This is a genomic window from Streptomyces sp. G45 (genome assembly GCF_049542095.1).
In the GTDB taxonomy this organism is placed as follows: domain Bacteria; phylum Actinomycetota; class Actinomycetes; order Streptomycetales; family Streptomycetaceae; genus Streptomyces.
The window spans coordinates 4,528,181-4,546,156 of sequence record NZ_JBMUZU010000001.1 but is presented as its reverse complement, the minus strand read 5'-3'; the positions used below and the strand labels follow the sequence as shown (position 1 = coordinate 4,546,156).

Below are 17,976 nucleotides of genomic sequence, written 5' to 3'. Positions count from 1 at the left end.
TCGGCGACCGCGGCTTCGGCGACGGACAAGGACCCCGAAGGACCGGAAGGACCGCGCGGACCGGAGGGACCGGAGGGTTCCGACGACCCCGAGGACACCGGGTGCCCCGAGGCCCCCAGGAACCCCGATGCCCCCGAGGCCCACAAGGCCCCCGACGGGTCCGGCGCCCCCGGTGCCGCCCCGGGCGCCCCCGACTTCGACGCCGTCGTGCTCGCCGGGGGCCGCGCGGCCCGGCTCGGCGGGGCGGACAAGCCCGGGGTGCGCGTCGGCGGTCGCGCGCTCCTCGACCGGGTCCTCTCCGCCTGCGCGGGCGCCGGGACCACCGTGGTCGTCGCGGCGCCCAGGCCCACCGCGCGCCCCGTGTCATGGGCGCGGGAGGAGCCCCGGGCGGCGGTCCCCTCGCCGCTCTCGACGCCGGACTGCGGCGCACGTCCGCCGAGGTGGTCGTGGTGCTCTCGGCCGACCTGCCGTTCCTGCGGCGGCGGACCGTGCGGGCCCTCGTCGCCGCGGCCCGCGCCGCCGACGTGGACGGCGCGGTCCTCACCGACCCGGAGGGACGGGACCAGCCGCTGGTCGCCGCGTACCGAGTGGCGGCCCTGCGCGCGGAACTCGCACGGCTGGCCGCCGGGGACGGCGCCCGTGACGGCAGGGGCGAGCGCGGCCGTCACGCCGGTGCGGGGCACAGCGATCCCGGCGCGCGCCGGGAGGTCGGTGGGGCGCATCCGGGTGGGGAGCGGCCCCGGAGTCTCGCCGGGCTTCCGCTGCGGTCGCTCACCGCGCGGCTCACGCTGGTTCGGGTCCCCGACGCCCGCGCCGCGTTCGACTGCGACACCTGGGACGACATCGCGGCGGCGCGGGCGCGCATCAGGGAGCATGGGAACGTGTTGGACGAATGGATTTCCGCAGTCAAGGACGAACTGGGTATCGAACTCGACGTCGACACCGGTGTCCTGCTCGACCTCGCCCGCGACGCCGCGCACGGGGTGGCCCGGCCCGCCGCGCCGCTGACCACGTTCCTCGTCGGGTACGCGGCGGCGCGGGCCGGGGCGGAGGGCGGACCGGAAGCCGTCGCTGAGGCCGCGCGCAAGGCGACGGCGCTGGCACTGCGTTGGGCCGACGAGAACGAGACGGAAGCCCCAGCCGCCACCGGGGCTCCAGCCACCCCGGCGACCCCCAAGACCCCCGAGGTCCCCAAGACCCCTGAGGCCTCCAAGACCCTCGAGGCCTCCAAGACCCCTGAGGCCCCCGCCGCCCCGGAGCACCCCACCACCCCCACCCCGGACACCCCGTGAACGCCCGCCACCCGGCCGACGCCGAACTCGACGAGGCCCTCGCCTTGGTGAACGACACCCGTCGCGACACCGCCGAGTCCACCCCGGCCGCCCACCCGCCCCACGGCACGGACCGGCCCGACCCCCCGGACCCCGCCCCGCGCCCCCGCGCCCACCCCGACGCCGACGCCCGCCCGGACTCCCCGAGGCCCCCGGCCACCCCCGGCGCCCCACCCACCACCACCACCCCCACACCAGCCCCCACCACGCACCCGGAAGACGCCCAGCCGGAAGACGCCCACCCAGAAGACGCCCACCCAAAGGGCCCCCACCCCAAGCACCCCCACAACCCCCACCCCCACAACCCCCGCCCCCACCCCGCCACCCCCTGGCCCGAAGCCCGCCGCGTCGCCCGGCGGGCCGGAGACGCCGCCGCGGCGGGTGCCGCCCGGGTGGCCGGGGCGCGGGGAACGGCCCCCGTCGCCCTTCAGCGCGCCCTCGGCCACGTCCTCGCGGCGCCGCTCACCGCGCTCACCGACCTGCCCTCCTTCGACACCTCCGCCATGGACGGCTGGGCCGTGGCGGGGCCGGGCCCCTGGGCGGTGCGGGCCGGGCGGGTGCTCGCCGGGCAGGAGCGGCCCGAGCCGCTGGGCGACGGCGAGGCGGTGCGGATCGCGACGGGCGCCCGCATCCCGCCGGACACCACCGCCGTCATCCGCAGCGAGCACGCCCGCGTGGACGAGCGGGACCGGCTGCACGCCGAGCGCGACGTCGTGCCGGGGCAGGACATCCGGCCCCGCGCCCAGGAGTGCCGTACGGGCGAGGCCCTGCTGCCGCCCGGAACGCTGGTGACCCCGGCCGTGCTGGGCCTCGCCGCGGCGGCCGGGTACGACGCGCTGCCCGTGGCGGCGCGCCCCACCGCCGAAGTGCTCGTCCTGGGCGATGAGTTGCTGACCGAGGGCTTGCCCAGGAGGGGCGGATCCGGGACGCGCTCGGCCCGATGCTGCCGCCCTGGCTGCGCGCGCTCGGCGCGGACGTGACGGCGGTCCGGCGCCTCGGGGACGACGCCGAAGCGCTGTACGAGGCGCTGACGGAGTCCACCGCGGACCTCGTTGTGACGACCGGGGGCACCGCGTCAGGCCCGGTCGACCACGTCCACCCCATCCTGCGCCGCGTCGGCGCGGACCTGCTCGTCGACGGGGTCGCCGTACGCCCCGGCCACCCGATGCTCCTGGCCCGCCTCCCCGAGCACGCCCCCACACCGCCCACCGGCGACACCACCGCACGACCCACCGGCACCGCCCCCGCGCCACCGGACGCCGCCACCGGCCCCGGGGCCCCCGCCACCGGCCCCGCCGACACCCCCGCCCCCACCCGCGCCCCCGAAGCCACCCCCACCCCCCGCCACCTCGTGGGACTCCCCGGCAACCCCCTCGCCGCCGTCTCCGGACTCCTGACGCTGGCGGAGCCGCTGCTGCGCAGGCTCGCGGGCCGCGCCCCCGCCGAGCCCTATACCGCGCCCCTGCGCGACGACGTGCACGGCCACCCCCGTGACACCCGCCTCGTACCGATCGCGCTGCGCGGCGAGAACGCCGTACCGCTGCACTACAACGGACCGGCGATGCTCCGGGGCATCGCCGTCGCCGACGGGCTCGCGGTAGTACCACCCGGGGGTGCGCGCCGGGGGCAGGACCTTGAGATCCTCGATCTGCCCTGGACCGAACCAGGCGGAAGCCATGGTGAGTTGAGCGGCGATGGACTCCCTGGTAGCGAGGTGTGTTTCACGTGAAACAACCCGGCCATGACGCGATCGCGCGCCAAGCCGACGAACATCTGGTGACACACCGGGTCAAACTCCCCCGGCGTGTGGTCGAGCGACCCCTCGTCCAGGTCGGCAAGCGACTGCTGATGGCGCTGTTCGTCCTCGCGCTGACCGTCGTGATCGTCTGGCTGGACCGCGACGGCTACCACGACAACGCGAACGGGAAGGTGGACTTCCTCGACTCCGCGTACTACGCGACGGTGACGCTCTCCACCACGGGATACGGCGACATCGTTCCGCACAGCGACACCGCGCGGCTCGCCAACATCTTCCTGATCACGCCGTTGCGCGTGCTGTTCCTGATCATTCTCGTCGGCACCACGCTCGAAGTGCTGACGGAGCGCACCCGCGAGGAGTGGCGGCTCAACCGCTGGAGGTCCAACTTGCGTGATCACACCGTCGTCGTCGGCTTCGGCACCAAGGGCCGCTCGGCGGTCCAGACCGTGCGGGCGACCGGTCTGAAGCCCGAGCAGATCGTGGTCGTCGACCCCAGTTCGAAGGTGGTCGACGCGGCCACGGCCGAGGGCTACGCGGGCGTCGTCGGGGACGCGACCCGCAGCGACGTACTGCTGCGGGCCGAGTTGCAGCGGGCCCGGCAGATCATCATCGCCACCCAGCGCGACGACACGGCCGTGCTCGTCACGCTGACCGCGCGGCAGCTCAACCGCGGGGCGAAGATCGTGGCCGCCGTGCGTGAGGAGGAGAACGCGCCGCTGCTGCGCCAGTCCGGCGCCGACGCCGTCATCACCAGCGCCAGCGCGGCGGGCCGTCTGCTCGGCCTGTCGGTGCTCAGCCCGAGCGCGGGCCTGGTCATGGAGGATCTGATCCAGCAGGGCAGCGGGCTCGACCTCGTCGAGCGGCCGGTGATAAAGGCCGAGGTCGGCAAGGGGGTGCGCGAGACCAAGGACCTCGTGGTCAGTGTCCTGCGCGGGCACCGGCTGCTCGCGTACGACGATCCGGCGGTCGGCACGCTCCAGCTGACGGACCGGTTGATCACCATCGTGCGGGCGGCGCCGAAGCCGGAGGCGGGGACGGGGGAGGTGCGGCGCGCGGCGGCACGGCCGCTGGACTGACGGCAGCGCGGGTTCGCCTCGCGGCGCGCTGGCGGGTGCGGTGCTCCCCCCGTGCCGGGTGGACCGGCGGCGACCACCGGTGCGTTCCGGCACCTCGGGGCCTCGCATCCGCGCCCCCGAGCCCCCGCCCGGGGCCCGCCCCTCGATTCCCGCTGCCCGGCGTCCCGGCGCGGCGCCTACGGCCCGGCATCCACCGCCCCGCGCCCCAGGCCCGGACCCACCCGTGACACCCGCTGCCCCGCGCCTCATCCCGGGTCGCACCCGTGGCACCCGCTGCCCACCGCCCGGAGCCTCCGGTCCCTGAGCCGCCCCGGCGGCCCCAGCCTTCAGGCGCCCCAGCCCGGGGCCCGCCCAAGCCATCCGCTGCCCCGCGCCCTCGTGCCTCCGGCACCCCCGAGCCCCCGAGCCTCCCCGGGAGTAGCCTCGCCCGCATGTATGCGATCACGATCCCCGAACCCGGTGGGCCCGAGGCGCTTCAGTGGGCCGAGGTCCCCGATCCCGTACCCGGTGAGGGCGAGGTCCTCATCGACGTGGCCGCGAGCGCGGTGAACCGTGCCGACCTGCTTCAGCGCCAGGGCTTCTACGACCCGCCGCCCGGGGCGTCCCCGTACCCCGGTCTGGAGTGCTCCGGCCGGATCGCCGCGCTCGGGCCCGGCGTCGCGGGCCTGGCCGTCGGGGACGAGGTGTGCGCGCTGCTCGCGGGCGGCGGGTACGCGCAGAAGGTCGCCGTCCCGGCGGGGCAGGTGCTGCCGGTGCCCGACGGCGTCGATCTCGTCACGGCGGCGGCGCTGCCGGAGGTCACGGCCACCGTCTGGTCCAACGTGTTCATGGTGGCCCATCTGCGGCCCGGCGAGACGCTGCTCGTGCACGGCGGGGCCAGCGGCATCGGCACGATGGCCATCCAGCTCGCCAGGGCCGTTGGCGCGCGGGTCGCCGTGACGGCGGGGGCAGGGAGAAACTGGCGGTCTGCGGCGAACTCGGCGCGGACGTGCTGATCGACTACCGCGAGCAGGACTTCGTCGAGGAGGTGCGGCGGGCCACGGACGGGGCGGGGGCCGACGTGATCCTGGACATCATGGGCGCCAAGTACCTGGAGCGGAACGTGCGGGCGCTCGCCGTCAGCGGGCGGCTCGCGATCATCGGGATGCAGGGCGGCGTCAAGGGCGAGCTGAACATCGGGGCGCTGCTGCGCAAGCGCGGGGCCATCACCGCGACGTCGCTGCGGGCGCGGCCCGTCGCGGAGAAGGCGTCGATCATGGCGGCCGTGCGGGAGCACGTGTGGCCGTTGATCGGAGCGGGGCAGGTGCGGCCGGTGGTCGACCGGACCTTGCCCCTGCGGGAGGCCGGGGCCGCGCATCGGGTGCTGGAGGAGGGCGGGCATGTGGGGAAGGTGCTGCTGACCGTGTAGGGGTGCGGGTGGGTGCCCTCGCGGGGGGCGCCCCAGACCCGCCCCTTCACCGAAACCAGGGGCTGCCGCCCCTGGCACCCCGCCCCGTCGCCGCTTCGCGGCTCGTCCTCAAACGCCGGACGGGCTCTGGCCCCCGAGATGCCGGACGGCAGGGGGCGTGTGACGCTGGGATCGGTGTGATCTTGGCGGCCCGACGTCGGGAGGGGTCCGTGCGGTGAGGCGTTGGCTGGGGTGTGTCGTGGGGGCGGGCGCGGTGGTGGTCGTGCCGTCCACGGGGCGGGCCGCCGAGCCGACGCCCGCGCCGTCGGCCGCGTACTACGACGAGTCGTCGCTCGCCGGGAGCCGCGCCGGGGAGGGCAGGCCGCGCCCCGGCCGCGCGGAGCCGCCCGCCGTGCCCGACCCGGCGGCCTGGCGGCCGCTGCCGCCCCCGCCCCCGCCGAAGCGCCCCGAGCCCCCGCCGCCCGCCGCCGACGCCGCCGAACCGGTGGGGGCGCGGACGGCGACCGGGCCGCCGTTCCCGGGCCTGCGGGTGCTGCCGCTCGGCGCGGGCCTGGTCCTGATCGGCCTGGGCCTCGGCTTCCTCGGGCTCCGCCTGCGCCGGACCTGAGCGGGCGGGGCGGGTGCGCGCGGTGGATCACGGCCGAACGGGGGCACCACGGATGTGTGAGCAACGGGTACGAGAGAATGGCGGCATGGAGATGCCGAGGAACGAAAGGTCGCCGGAGAACCCCCAGGTCCTGGTCGTCGGCCAGGACGGAATGGCGCTCGGCGGCGGCGGAGGCGACGACGACGCCCGCGAGGTTCCGGTGACGGACATGGTCGAACAGCCCGCGAAGGTCATGCGCATCGGCAGCATGATCAAGCAGCTTCTGGAGGAAGTGCGCGCGGCTCCTCTGGACGAGGCCAGCCGGGTGCGTCTGAAGGAGATCCACGCCAGCTCCGTGAAGGAGCTGGAGGACGGCCTCGCCCCCGAGCTGGTCGAGGAGCTGGAGCGCCTTTCGCTGCCGTTCACCGACGAGACCACGCCGAGCGACGCGGAACTGCGGATCGCCCAGGCCCAGCTGGTGGGCTGGCTGGAGGGTCTCTTCCACGGGATCCAGACGACCCTGTTCGCCCAGCAGATGGCCGCGCGCGCCCAGCTGGAGCAGATGCGCCGCGCGCTGCCGCCGGGCGTCGGCGGCGGAGAGGACGAGGAGGGCGGCCCCGCGGGCCGCACCGGCGGCCCCTACCTGTAGGGGAACCAGGGGAACGCCCAGGACCGCGAAGACGACGGTGGCCCGGTCACGCATCGCGCGTGCCCGGGCCACCGTCGTCGTACGAGCCGCTCGTGGCGGCGCCGGTCGGTCAGGAGGGGTTGCCGGTGGAGACGGTGAGCTGGAACTCCGGCGGGTCCTTCGGGTCGATGTCCGAGTCGGCCTTGGGGTACTGGACCATGACCGTGTCCTCGCCGTAGGTGTTCTCGTCCATCGGCCTCGGGCTGTCGTAGTGCCATCCGGCGGCCTGGAGGCAGGACTTCACCGACTTCCAGTCCTTGAAGACGAAGTTGGGGACCTTGACCTTGTCGGGGTCGTTGTACGACTTGTCCGGCTCGGTGCACTCGGTCGTCTCGATCGTGTTCTCCCGGTCCGGGCCCCGGTGACCGGCCACCGGCTTCTTCGTCTCCTTGTCGCCGCCCTCGCCGTCGTTGCCGTTCAGGGCCATCGCGGCGATCAGGCCGCCGATGGCGAGGAGGGCCACGACGATGGCGCCGACGATCACCGGGAGGTTCCGCTTGCGGGCCGGGGCGGCGGGGGCCGCGGCCGTGGTCGGCTGGGGGAGAGGGTGTACGGCGGCGGGGTCTGGGCCTGCTGCGGGGCGTACGCGTTCGTGGGGGCCGGGGCGGTGTAGCCCGCCTGCGGGTAGCCGTAGCCCGCCTGCGGCGTGGGCGCCGGGGTCGCGGGGCCGTACGGACCGGGCTGGTACGGCGTCTGCACGCTGCCCGAGGCCTGCGGCGCCGACGAGTCGACCGGCGGGAACACGGCCGAGCCGACGCCCGCGCCGCTCGCGGTCGGGGCGCCCGGCACGATGCTCGGGGCCTGGGCCTGGAAGGACTGGGCGACGCGCAGGCACTCGTCGCGCATCGCCTCCGCGGTCGGAAAACGCTCGTTCGGGTTCTTCTTCAGCGCGCGGGCGACCAGCGCGTCCACCGCCGGGGGCAGCGAACGGTTGATCGAGGAGGGGGCGACGGGCTCCTCCTGGACGTGCGCGTACGCGATGGCGAGCGGCGAGTCCGCCTCGAAGGGGAGGCGGCCCGTCACCAGCTGGAACAGCATGATGCCGACCGAGTACAGGTCGGAGCGGGCGTCGACGCCGCGGCCGAGGGCCTGCTCGGGCGACAGGTACTGCGGGGTGCCGACGACCATGCCGGTCTGCGTCATCGACGTGACGCCGGACTGCATGGCGCGGGCGATGCCGAAGTCCATGACCTTGACGACGCCGCGCTTGGTCATCATCACGTTGCCGGGCTTGATGTCGCGGTGGACCAGGCCCATCTCGTGGCTGATCTCCAGGGCCGCGAGGACGTCCGCGGTGATCTTCAGCGCCTGGTCGGTGGGCATCGCGCCGTGCTGGCGCACCGCCGCGTCCAGGACGGAGCCGAGCGGCTGGCCCTCGACGTACTCCATGACGATGTACGGCATGGTCGCGCCGCCCAGGTCGTCCTCGCCGGTGTCGAAGACCGACACGATGTTGGTGTGCGTGAGCTTGGCCACGGCCTGGGCCTCGCGGCGGAAGCGCTCGCGGAAGGACTGCTCGCGGCCCAGCTCGGTGTGGAGTGTCTTGATCGCGACCTGCCGGTCGAGGACCGTGTCATAAGCGAGGTGCACCGAGGCCATGCCGCCCTCGCCGAGCAGATCGCGGAGCTGATAGCGCCCGCCAGCCAGTGAACTGCCCGCGTAGCGGCCCTGAGCGCCGTCCTGGCTCATGTCGTGCGTCCCCCATCGGCGCGGACGCGAGGCGGCGCCGCGGCTGTGACTGTGGCTGTGGGTGCGACCGAAGACGTCGTGGCGACGGTGATCGATCCGCTATTCCTGGCCAAGTCTGCCCGAGGGCCCGGACACGTCAAGCTCGGTGCCCGTTCCGTGACCGTACGCGCAAGAAGCGTCTCGGAAGCGTTACAAGTTTGCCCCATGAGGCCCCCGGCGGGTTTGATGGCCGGTCCACCTCGGACCGGCGTGCCACGAGAAGGCTGTAGCGTGGCACGGCGGAGTACTCCGTACCCCTCTTACCCCCGACCACGTATTCCGGTACACGACGTACCCACGATCAGAAACGACGGCGAGGACTGATGGCACAGACGCAGCGCGCTCAGGGCCCGTCCGACCCCGAGGCGAGCGGCGGCGGTATGTCAGACGCCCCCGAGTTGTGGGGGAACGGTGGACTTGTCGGCGACGGCAGGTACCGCCTGACCCGCAGGCTCGGCCGCGGTGGCATGGCCGAGGTGTTCGCCGCCGAGGACGTGCGTCTGGGGCGTACGGTCGCGGTGAAGCTGCTGCGCGCCGACCTCGCCGAGGACCCGGTGTCCAAGGCCCGCTTCACGCGCGAGGCGCAGTCGGTGGCCGGTCTGAACCACCACGCGGTGGTCGGGGTCTACGACTCCGGTGAGGACCTCATCGGCGGGAACTCCGTCCCGTACATCGTGATGGAGCTGGTCGAGGGCCGCACGATCCGCGATCTGCTGCTCAACGCGGAGGCCCCGGGGCCCGAGCAGGCGCTGATCATCGTCTCCGGTGTCCTGGAGGCCCTCGCCTACTCGCACCAGCACGGCATCGTGCACCGCGACATCAAGCCCGCGAACGTCTCCATCACCAACACCGGCGCGGTCAAGGTGATGGACTTCGGCATCGCCCGCGCCCTGCACGGCGCGTCCACGACGATGACCCAGACCGGCATGGTCATGGGCACGCCCCAGTACCTGTCGCCGGAGCAGGCGCTCGGCAAGGCCGTCGACCACCGCTCCGACCTGTACGCGACGGGCTGCCTGCTGTACGAGCTGCTCGCGCTGCGGCCGCCGTTCACCGGCGAGACCCCGCTGTCGGTGGTGTACCAGCACGTCCAGGACACGCCGATCCCGCCGTCCGAGGTGTCCGACGCGGCGCCGCCGGAGCTGGACGGGCTCGTGATGCGCTCGCTCGCCAAGGACCCCGACGACCGCTTCCAGACCGCCGAGGAGATGCGCGGCCTGGTGCAGTACGGGCTCCAGATGCTCGCCGAGCAGGGCAGCCACACCGGCACCTGGAACACCGGGCACGTGGAGGCCGCCCACGGGCACGAGGGCGCGCACACCCCGGCCATGGGCATGGCGGGTACGGCCGCGATGCCGCACCCCGCGGACAGCAGCGGCACCCAGCAGATCCCGAGCCCGATGCTGCGGCCGCCGGGCGGCGACGACGGCGGCTTCGACGGCGGGCACCGCGACGGCGGCGGGCGGCGCGGGCGGATGTGGATCCTCGCCGTGCTCGCGGTCGTCGCGATCGCGGTGGGCGTGGCGTTCGCGCTGTCCGGGGGCGACGACAAGGGCGGCAAGGACGGCGGTCCCTCGAAGACGCCGTCGACGAAGCAGTCGCAGGAGAAGTCGCCCAGCAAGAGCAAGAAGGACGACGAGGAGACGTCGGACGGGGCGACGCAGCCGGGGGCGGGCACCGGGGACCAGGGGAACACCGGGTACACGCGGCAGCCCACGCGCCAGCCGCAGCAGCCGACGCGGCCCACCGACCAGCCGACGCAGCCCACGGACCCGGCCACGGACCCGACCGATCAGCCGACCGACCCGACGGACCAGCCGACCGATCCGACCGATCCGGCGACCGAGCCGAGCGACCCGCAGTCGCCGCCGGACGAGGGCGGGAATGAGGGGGCCGTCGAGGGCGGCGACGGCACCTCCGACGGCTGACGCGCGGCCCTGGCCGGGGCCAAGGCCGGGGCCCTGCCGGGCCTGGCGGGCGCCCCGGCTTCAACGCGTCCGGCCCCCGGGCTGACGTACGGCGGCTGCGCGGCCCGGCACAGCGGGAGCGGCAGCGGGGACGGCGGCAGGGACGGCGGCGGGAACGGCGGACGTGCTCAGCGTGTGGACCGTCGCCGTCTGCGGGTCCACCCGGAGGTACACCGGGTCGTACGGTTCGCCGTCCACGAAGGCCGGTTCCGGGCCGAAGAGGGACCGCTGCGCCTCCGTCGGCTCGACGGCCTCGCAGCGCCCCACCAGCTGCACGGTCCACATGCCGTCGCGGGCGTCCTCGGTGCCCAGGTTGTCCGCCCCGTACGCGATGACGCTGCCCACGCACGCGTGGTGGTAGCCGAAGCCGCGGTGCATGCGCAGCAGGATGCGGCCGTCGGTGACGACGTGCCGGGCCGCCGCGAGGAACGGCAGCGCGCGCATGCTGGTGGCCACCCGGCCGTACTCGGTGCGCCGCAGCAGCGCGAAGGCGAGTCGTTCGTCGGAGTGGGAGGGCATGCACCTACCGTGCGGCACGCGGGCGCGCGCGGAAAAGAGCCGCCCGCCCCCGAATGACAGGGCCATAAGTCCCACACCGGACGGAAAGCCCCACGGACCGGCGCGCGGCGCCGATCCGCCGGAGGCGCCCCCGCCAGGGTCAGCGGCGCCCCGCCAGGGTCAGCGGCGCTCCGCCTGCATGCGGGCCACGTACGCCGCGGCCTGCGAGCGGCGCTCCATGCCGAGCTTGGACAGCAGGCTGGACACATAGTTCTTGATCGTCTTCTCGGCGAGGTGCAGGCGCTCGCCGATGGCGCGGTTGGTCAGGCCCTCGCCGATCAGGTCGAGGATCTTGCGCTCCTGCTCGGTGAGGTTGGCGAGCCGGTCGTCGCCCTTGGCGCCGCTGCCGTCGCGCAGCCGCTCCAGGACGCGGGCGGTGGCGACCGGGTCGAGCAGGGACTTCCCGGCGGCGACGTCCCGTACCGCGGACAGCAGTTCGTTGCCGCGGATGGCCTTGAGGACATAGCCGGAGGCGCCCGCCATGATGGCGTCGAAGAGGGCCTCGTCATCGGCGAACGACGTCAGCATCAGGCACTTGATGGAGTCGTCCCGCGAGCGGATCTCACGGCAGACCTCGACACCGCTGCCATCCGGAAGGCGAACGTCCAGAACGGCCACGTCCGGGCGCGTGGCCGGAATGCGCACGACAGCGTCGGCCGCGGTCCCCGCCTCGCCGACCACCTCGATGTCGGACTCCACGGAGAGCAGCTCATGGACGCCGCGCCGCACGACCTCGTGATCGTCGAGCAGGAATACCGTGATTTTTCCTTCTTCGCGCACGGTGTCAGTGTCACACATCAAGTCTTCCCGTGCCCGGGGTGGCCGAGATAACGTGCCGGTGTTCCGGCCCCCTGCCAGGCTTGTGATCAGTGCGGTGACCAGGAAGTGTTCCCCCTTCTCGATTTACTTGGATTTCCTAGCGGGATTTACTTGGAAATCCAAGCAAAATTGCAGGTCAGGTGGGGTTTCACAGTTTTGGTACGCACTGGGTACCGTGCTTGGAGAAGGGCGTTCGCCGGGACAACTGTCACGCCTTGTCCCGGCTGAAGCGCACCCACCCCGTGCGACGGGCTGGAATCGGGCGAGCCGTACTGGCCTCCCGGTGGACCCCGGGGGCCGGACCGACGGAGGAGCACACGTGACCGTGGAAAGCACCGCCGCGCGCACGCCGCGCCGCGCAGCAGGCAGCGGCGCCAAGCGCGCCAGTGCGAGCGCGAAGAAGAGTGCGAGCGCCAAGACCGCGCAGGCCGCGAAGACCGGGCAGGCCGCGAAGGAGACCGCCAAGGGCGCGGCCGCGAGCGGCGAGCCCCAGCTCGTCCAGCTGCTGACGCCCGAGGGCGAGCGGGTCTCGAACCCCGAGTACGACAAGTACGTCGCGGACATCACCCCCGACGACCTCCGTGTCCTGTACCGGGACATGGTGCTGACCCGCCGCTTCGACGCCGAGGCCGTCACGCTGCAGCGCCAGGGCGAGCTGGGCCTGTGGCCCTCGCTGCTCGGCCAGGAGGCCGCGCAGGTCGGCTCGGGCCGGGCGACCCGCGACGACGACTACGTCTTCCCGACCTACCGCGAGCACGGCGTGGCCTGGTGCAAGGGCGTCGACCCGACGCTGCTGCTCGGCATGTTCCGGGGCGTCAACAACGGCGGCTGGGACCCCAACAGCAACGGCTTCCAGCTCTACACGATCGTCATCGGCTCGCAGGCGCTGCACGCCACGGGGTACGCGATGGGCGTGGCCAAGGACGGCGCGGACAGCGCGGTGATCGCGTACTTCGGCGACGGCGCCAGCAGCCAGGGCGACGTGGCCGAGGCGTTCACGTTCGCCGCGGTCTACAACGCGCCGGTGGTGTTCTTCTGCCAGAACAACCAGTGGGCGATCTCCGAGCCGACCGAGAAGCAGAGCCGCGTGCCGCTGTACCAGCGCGCGCAGGGCTACGGCTTCCCGGGCGTGCGCGTCGACGGCAACGACGTGCTCGCCTCGCTCGCGGTCACCAAGTGGGCCCTGGAGCGGGCGCGCGCGGGCGAGGGCCCCTCCCTGGTCGAGGCGTTCACCTACCGGATGGGCGCCCACACCACCTCCGACGACCCGACGCGCTACCGGCGCGAGGAGGAGCGCGAGGCGTGGAAGGCCAAGGACCCGATCGCGCGCCTGAAGGCCCACCTGGAGGCCGAAGGTCACGCGGATGAGGGATTCTTCGCGGAACTCGACGCCGAGGCCGAAGCGTTGGGCAAGCGAGTGCGCGAGGTGGTGCGGCAGATGCCGGACCCCGAGCCCATGTCCATCTTCGAGAACATCTACGCGGACGGTCACGCCCTCGTGGACGAGGAGCGCGCCCAGTTCGCCGCCTACCAGGCGTCGTTCGTGGACGCACCGGTGAGCGCCAGCACGGGCGGGGAGGTCAAGTAGTCATGGCCGTACAGAAGTTGCCGATCGCGAAGGCGATCAACGAATCCCTGCGCAGCGCGCTCGACGCCGACCCGAAGGTCCTCGTCATGGGCGAGGACGTCGGCAAGCTCGGCGGCGTCTTCCGCGTCACGGACGGGCTGCAGAAGGACTTCGGCGAAGACCGCGTCATCGACACGCCGCTCGCCGAGTCCGGCATCATCGGCACGGCCATCGGCCTCGCCCTGCGCGGGTACCGGCCGGTGGCGGAGATCCAGTTCGACGGCTTCGTCTTCCCCGCGTACGACCAGATCGTCACGCAGCTCGCCAAGATGCACGCCCGCGCGCTCGGCAAGGTCAAGGTGCCGGTCGTCATCCGCATTCCCTACGGCGGCGGCATCGGCGCCGTGGAGCACCACAGCGAGTCCCCGGAGTCGCTGTTCGCGCACGTCGCGGGCCTGAAGGTGGTCTCCCCCTCGAACGCGTCGGACGCGTACTGGATGCTCCAGCAGGCCATCCAGACCGACGACCCGGTGATCTACTTCGAGCCCAAGCGCCGCTACTGGGACAAGGGCGAGGTCAACAAGGACGCCATCCCGGTCCCGCTGCACAAGGCGACGGTGGCCCGCGAGGGCACGGACGCGACGCTTGTGGCGTACGGCCCGATGGTGAAGACCTGCCTGGAGGCCGCCGCTGCCGCCGCCGACGAGGGCAGGTCCCTTGAGGTCGTCGACCTGCGCTCGATCTCCCCGATCGACTTCGACGCGGTGCAGGCGTCGGTGGAGAAGACCGGCCGCCTCATCGTGGTGCACGAGGCGCCGGTGTTCTTCGGCGCGGGCGCGGAGATCGCCGCCCGCATCACCGAGCGCAGCTTCTACCACCTGGAGGCGCCCGTGCTGCGGGTCGGCGGCTTCCACTCCCCCTATCCGCCCGCCCGGGTGGAGGAGGACTACCTGCCGGGCCTCGACCGGGTGCTCGACGCCGTCGACCGCTCGCTGGCGTACTGAGGAAGAGGATCGTGACGACTATGACTGAGACTGCGTCGGCGGTTCGCGAGTTCAAGATGCCCGACGTGGGCGAGGGACTCACCGAGGCGGAGATCCTCAAGTGGTACGTGGCGGAGGGTGACACGGTCACCGACGGCCAGGTCGTGTGCGAGGTCGAGACGGCCAAGGCGGCCGTCGAGCTGCCGATCCCGTTCGACGGCACGGTCCGGGAGCTGCGCTTCCCGGAGGGCACCACGGTCGACGTCGGCCAGGTGATCATCACGGTGGGCCCGGCGGAGGCTCCGCCCCCGAGCCCGCCGCGGAGCCCGAGGCGGCGCCCGAGCCCGAGCCCGAGGCCCCGAAGGGCCGCCAGCCGGTGCTCGTGGGGTACGGGGTCGCGGAGTCCTCGACCAAGCGGCGCGCCCGCAAGCCGGTGCCGGGCCAGGCCGAGGAGCCGCCCGCGGCCGAGCGGTACGCGGCGGCGGTCCAGGGCGAGCTGAACGGCCACAGCGCCCCGGCGCCCCAGGCCGCCCCGGCCGCGCAGCCCGCCCCGGCCACCGGTGGCCGCCCGCTGGCCAAGCCCCCGTGCGCAAGCTCGCCAAGGACCTCGGCGTGGACCTGGCGACGGTGACGCCGACGGGCCCCGACGGGATCATCACCCGCGAGGACGTGCACGCGGCGGTGGCCGCTCCCGAGGCCGCGCCCGAGCCCGCGTCCGAGCCCGCCCCCGTGGCGGAGCCGGTGGCGGCGGCGCCCGCCCCCGCCGCCGCGCGCGAGACCCGTATCCCCATCAAGGGCGTCCGCAAGGCCACCGCCCAGGCGATGGTCGCCTCGGCCTTCACCGCGCCGCACGTCACGGAGTTCGTGACGGTCGACGTGACGCGCACGACGAAGCTCGTCGAGGAGCTGAAGCAGGACCCGGCCTTCGCGGGCCTCAGGGTCAATCCGCTGCTGCTGATCTCCAAGGCGCTGCTGGTGGCGATCCGCCGCAACCCGGGCATCAACGCCGCCTGGGACGAGGCCAACCAGGAGATCGTCCAGAAGCACTATGTGAACCTGGGCATCGCCGCGGCCACCCCGCGCGGCCTGATCGTGCCGAACATCAAGGACGCGGACGCCAAGACCCTGCCCGAACTGGCCGAGGCGCTCGGCGAGCTGGTGACCACGGCCCGCGAGGGCAGGACGTCCCCGGCCGCCATGCAGGGCGGCACGGTCACGATCACGAACATCGGCGTCTTCGGCATCGACACGGGCACGCCCATCCTGAACCCGGGCGAGTCCGCGATCCTCGCGGTGGGTGCGATCAAGCCCCAGCCGTGGGTGCACAAGGGCAAGGTCAAGCCGCGCCAGGTGACGACCCTCGCCCTGTCCTTCGACCACCGCCTGGTGGACGGGGAGCTGGGCTCGAAGGTCCTCGGCGACGTGGCGGCGATCCTGGAGCAGCCGAAGCGGCTGATGACCTGGTCGTAGCGGCCGATCCGGCACAGCCTCCGTGGCAGCCGCCACGGCTGGCGCACGAGAAGGGGCCCGCCGCGCACCGCGACGGGCCCCGCCTCGTACTGCCTACCGCACGCGCACACGCGTACACACGCGCGCACGCCGGGGGCGTCAGGCGACCTTGAAGCCGTAGTCCAGGATCTTCTTCGCGTCCGTGTACCGGGCGGTCTTGGTCGGGGCCGTCAGGACCGCGCCGACGATGGTCTTGCCGTTGCGGGTCGCGGCGAAGACCAGGTTGTACTTGGCCTGGGCGCCGGAGCCGGTCTTCACACCGATCGCGCCGCGGTAGGAGCCGAGGAGCTGGTTGGTGTTCTTCCACGTGGGCATGCCACGGGTGCCGCCGTTGGGCATCGTGGGCTTCGCCTTGTAGCTCTTGGTCTTGACCACGGAGCGGAACGTGGAGTTCTTCATCGCCTTGACCGTCAGCTTGGTGAGGTCGCGCGGCGAGGAGTAGTTGGCGCCGTTGCTTATGCCGTCGAACGAGTCGAAGTGCGTGTTGCGCAGGCCCAGGTCGCGGGCGGTCTTGTTCATCTTGCCGATGAACGACTTCACGCGGGCGGCGCGCGAGGAGCCCTTGCCGAAGGTGTCGGCGAGGGCGTACGCGGCGTCGCAGCCGGACGGCAGCATCAGGCCGTACAGCAGCTCGCGGACCGTGGCCTTGTCGCCGACGATCAGGCCCTTGGCCGAGGAGGCGCCGTTGCGGACGATGTAGTCGCTGTACGCCTTCTGGTACTTGACCTTGCGGTTCAGGTTCAGATTGGGCTGGTTCAGGACCGTCAGCGCGGTCGCGATCTTCGTGGTGGACCCCGTCTTCAGGCGGGAGTCCGCGCCCTTCGTGAACAGCGTCTTGCCGTTGCCGCTGTTCATCAGGAAGCCGCCCTTGGCCGAGATCTTCGGCTTGGGCGGCGCGGCGGCGTGCGCGGCGGGGGCCGTGAGGACCGTCGTCGTCATGACGGCTCCGGCCGTGACGACGGCTGCCGCCGACATCCGACGCATGCCTGCTGTCCGGATTCTCAAGGTAAACGCTCCATTGTCCCTGATGCGTGAGTTGGGCGGCCCGCGCCCCAAATCCCCCCGAAGCACAGCTGACATGAGGGAGCCGCCGAGAACAAGACTCGCGAGGGGGCGTGAAGGATGCACAGAGATTGAAAAAAGAGACACGAAAGTTGTGGAGGGCGTCTAGGCGTGCGGGGGTGGCGCGAAGCGGCCGCGTACGACACCCGCTGTCCGGATCGTGGACGGAAGATCCCTCGCATACGTGTTGTATCTATGCTGTGCGCATGCCCACCGCCCCCACGGTCCCCCCGTCCGCCACCGCCACCCCCACCGCCACGACCCAGACCGCCCAGGCCGCCCCCGCGTCGCCCCCCGGCCCCGCCTCCGGCAAACAGCCCCCCGCCGCCGAGCGCGTCTACGCCCACGTCAAGGCGGGCGTCCTGGAGCGCCGCTACGAGGGCGGCACGCTGCTGACCGAGGGCGAGCTGGCCGAGGCCGTCGGCGTCTCCCGCACCCCCGTGCGCGAGGCGCTGCTCAAGCTCGAAGTGGAAGGGCTGCTCCGCCTCTACCCGAAGAAGGGCGCGCTCGTCCTGCCGGTCTCCGCGCAGGAGATCGCGGACGTCGTCGAGACCCGCCTCCTGGTGGAGACCCACTCGGTGCGCAAGGCGGTGCCCGCCCCGGCGGGCCTGCTTGAGCGGCTTGCCGAACTCCTGGAGAAGCAGCGCCGACAGGCCGCCACTGGCGACCTGTCCGGCGCCGCGCGCACCGACCGCTGCTTCCACGCCGAGATCGTCCGCAGCGGCGGCAACGAGATCCTGGCGCGCCTCTACGACCAGCTGCGCGACCGGCAGCTGCGCATGGGCGTCGCCGTGATGCACTCCCACCCCGACCGGGTCGCCAAGACCCTCGCCGAGCACGAGGAGATCCTGGCCGCGCTGCGGGCCGAGGACGCCGAGGCGGCGGTGGCCGTGGTCACCCGGCACGTGGGCTGGTTCCAGGACCTGGCCCGGGGG

11 protein-coding genes and 5 pseudogenes are annotated in these 17,976 nt (G+C 73.2%); 12 read left to right on the top strand and 4 right to left on the bottom strand.

The genetic code is table 11. The features are described from left to right. Positions 1-207 precede the first annotated feature (207 nt). The 7 genes and pseudogenes from ACOBQU_RS18840 (at position 208) to ACOBQU_RS18810 (ending at position 6,809) form a co-directional block, all read left to right on the top strand. Positions 208-1,292 (top strand): annotated as a pseudogene (locus ACOBQU_RS18840) (NTP transferase domain-containing protein). Next, entirely contained in the window at positions 1,289-2,311 is a 1,023-nt protein-coding gene (locus ACOBQU_RS18835) for a hypothetical protein (RefSeq protein ID WP_423628485.1), read from the top strand. The pseudogene ACOBQU_RS18840 and the gene ACOBQU_RS18835 overlap by 4 nt, the downstream one beginning before the upstream one ends. Further along, the gene (locus ACOBQU_RS18830; RefSeq protein ID WP_423628483.1) at positions 2,272-3,060 is read left to right on the top strand and encodes a molybdopterin-binding protein; all 789 of its coding nucleotides are present in this window, start codon (positions 2,272-2,274) and stop codon (positions 3,058-3,060) included. Before ACOBQU_RS18835 ends, ACOBQU_RS18830 begins: the two co-directional genes overlap by 40 nt. Beyond that, positions 3,057-4,166 carry a potassium channel family protein gene (locus ACOBQU_RS18825; protein ID WP_423628482.1) on the top strand — a complete coding sequence of 370 codons (1,110 nt, stop codon included), beginning with the start codon at positions 3,057-3,059 and terminating at the stop codon, positions 4,164-4,166. The genes ACOBQU_RS18830 and ACOBQU_RS18825 overlap by 4 nt, the downstream gene beginning before the upstream one ends. Before the next feature lie 431 nt (positions 4,167-4,597). Beyond that, positions 4,598-5,574: pseudogene (locus ACOBQU_RS18820) on the top strand (NAD(P)H-quinone oxidoreductase). Positions 5,575-5,788: 214 nt separating this feature from the next. Continuing rightward, positions 5,789-6,181, top strand: coding sequence for a hypothetical protein (locus tag ACOBQU_RS18815; protein WP_423628480.1), 393 nt, complete (start codon positions 5,789-5,791; stop codon positions 6,179-6,181). Between the two features lie 85 nt (positions 6,182-6,266). Continuing rightward, on the top strand, positions 6,267-6,809 hold the full coding sequence (locus ACOBQU_RS18810) for a bacterial proteasome activator family protein (protein WP_423628478.1): 543 nt from the start codon (positions 6,267-6,269) through the stop codon (positions 6,807-6,809). A gap of 109 nt (positions 6,810-6,918) precedes the next feature. Here the strand turns inward: ACOBQU_RS18810 and ACOBQU_RS18805 are convergent. Further along, positions 6,919-8,537, bottom strand: a pseudogene (locus tag ACOBQU_RS18805) (protein kinase domain-containing protein). 362 nt (positions 8,538-8,899) lie between these two features. Between ACOBQU_RS18805 and ACOBQU_RS18800 the strand changes: the two are divergent. Further along, a complete protein-coding gene (locus ACOBQU_RS18800; RefSeq protein ID WP_423628476.1) occupies positions 8,900-10,504 on the top strand; it encodes a protein kinase domain-containing protein in 1,605 nt (534 codons plus the stop codon). 60 nt (positions 10,505-10,564) lie between these two features. On the opposite strand, the gene ACOBQU_RS18795 is transcribed toward ACOBQU_RS18800, so the two are convergent. Together ACOBQU_RS18795 and ACOBQU_RS18790 are read right to left on the bottom strand one after the other, a co-directional pair. Continuing rightward, entirely contained in the window at positions 10,565-11,062 is a 498-nt protein-coding gene (locus ACOBQU_RS18795) for a pyridoxamine 5'-phosphate oxidase family protein (RefSeq protein WP_423628475.1), read from the bottom strand. Between the two features lie 159 nt (positions 11,063-11,221). Next, complete coding sequence (locus tag ACOBQU_RS18790) at positions 11,222-11,881, bottom strand: response regulator (RefSeq protein ID WP_423628473.1); 660 nt, start codon at positions 11,879-11,881, stop codon at positions 11,222-11,224. Positions 11,882-12,239: 358 nt separating this feature from the next. On the opposite strand from ACOBQU_RS18790, the gene pdhA reads away from it, so the two are divergent. The 3 genes and pseudogenes from pdhA (at position 12,240) to ACOBQU_RS18775 (ending at position 15,940) form a co-directional block, all read left to right on the top strand. Then, entirely contained in the window at positions 12,240-13,508 is a 1,269-nt protein-coding gene (pdhA, locus tag ACOBQU_RS18785; RefSeq protein WP_423628471.1) for a pyruvate dehydrogenase (acetyl-transferring) E1 component subunit alpha, read from the top strand. Positions 13,509-13,510: 2 nt separating this feature from the next. Then, complete coding sequence (locus ACOBQU_RS18780; RefSeq protein WP_423628469.1) at positions 13,511-14,491, top strand: alpha-ketoacid dehydrogenase subunit beta; 981 nt, start codon at positions 13,511-13,513, stop codon at positions 14,489-14,491. 20 nt (positions 14,492-14,511) lie between these two features. Continuing rightward, positions 14,512-15,940: pseudogene (locus tag ACOBQU_RS18775) on the top strand (dihydrolipoamide acetyltransferase family protein). A gap of 138 nt (positions 15,941-16,078) precedes the next feature. Here the strand turns inward: ACOBQU_RS18775 and ACOBQU_RS18770 are convergent. Further along, positions 16,079-16,963 carry a D-alanyl-D-alanine carboxypeptidase family protein gene (locus ACOBQU_RS18770; protein ID WP_423628467.1) on the bottom strand — a complete coding sequence of 295 codons (885 nt, stop codon included), beginning with the start codon at positions 16,961-16,963 and terminating at the stop codon, positions 16,079-16,081. Positions 16,964-17,241: 278 nt separating this feature from the next. Here ACOBQU_RS18770 and ACOBQU_RS18765 point away from each other — a divergent pair. Beyond that, positions 17,242-17,976: pseudogene (locus ACOBQU_RS18765) on the top strand (GntR family transcriptional regulator); the annotation flags it as partial.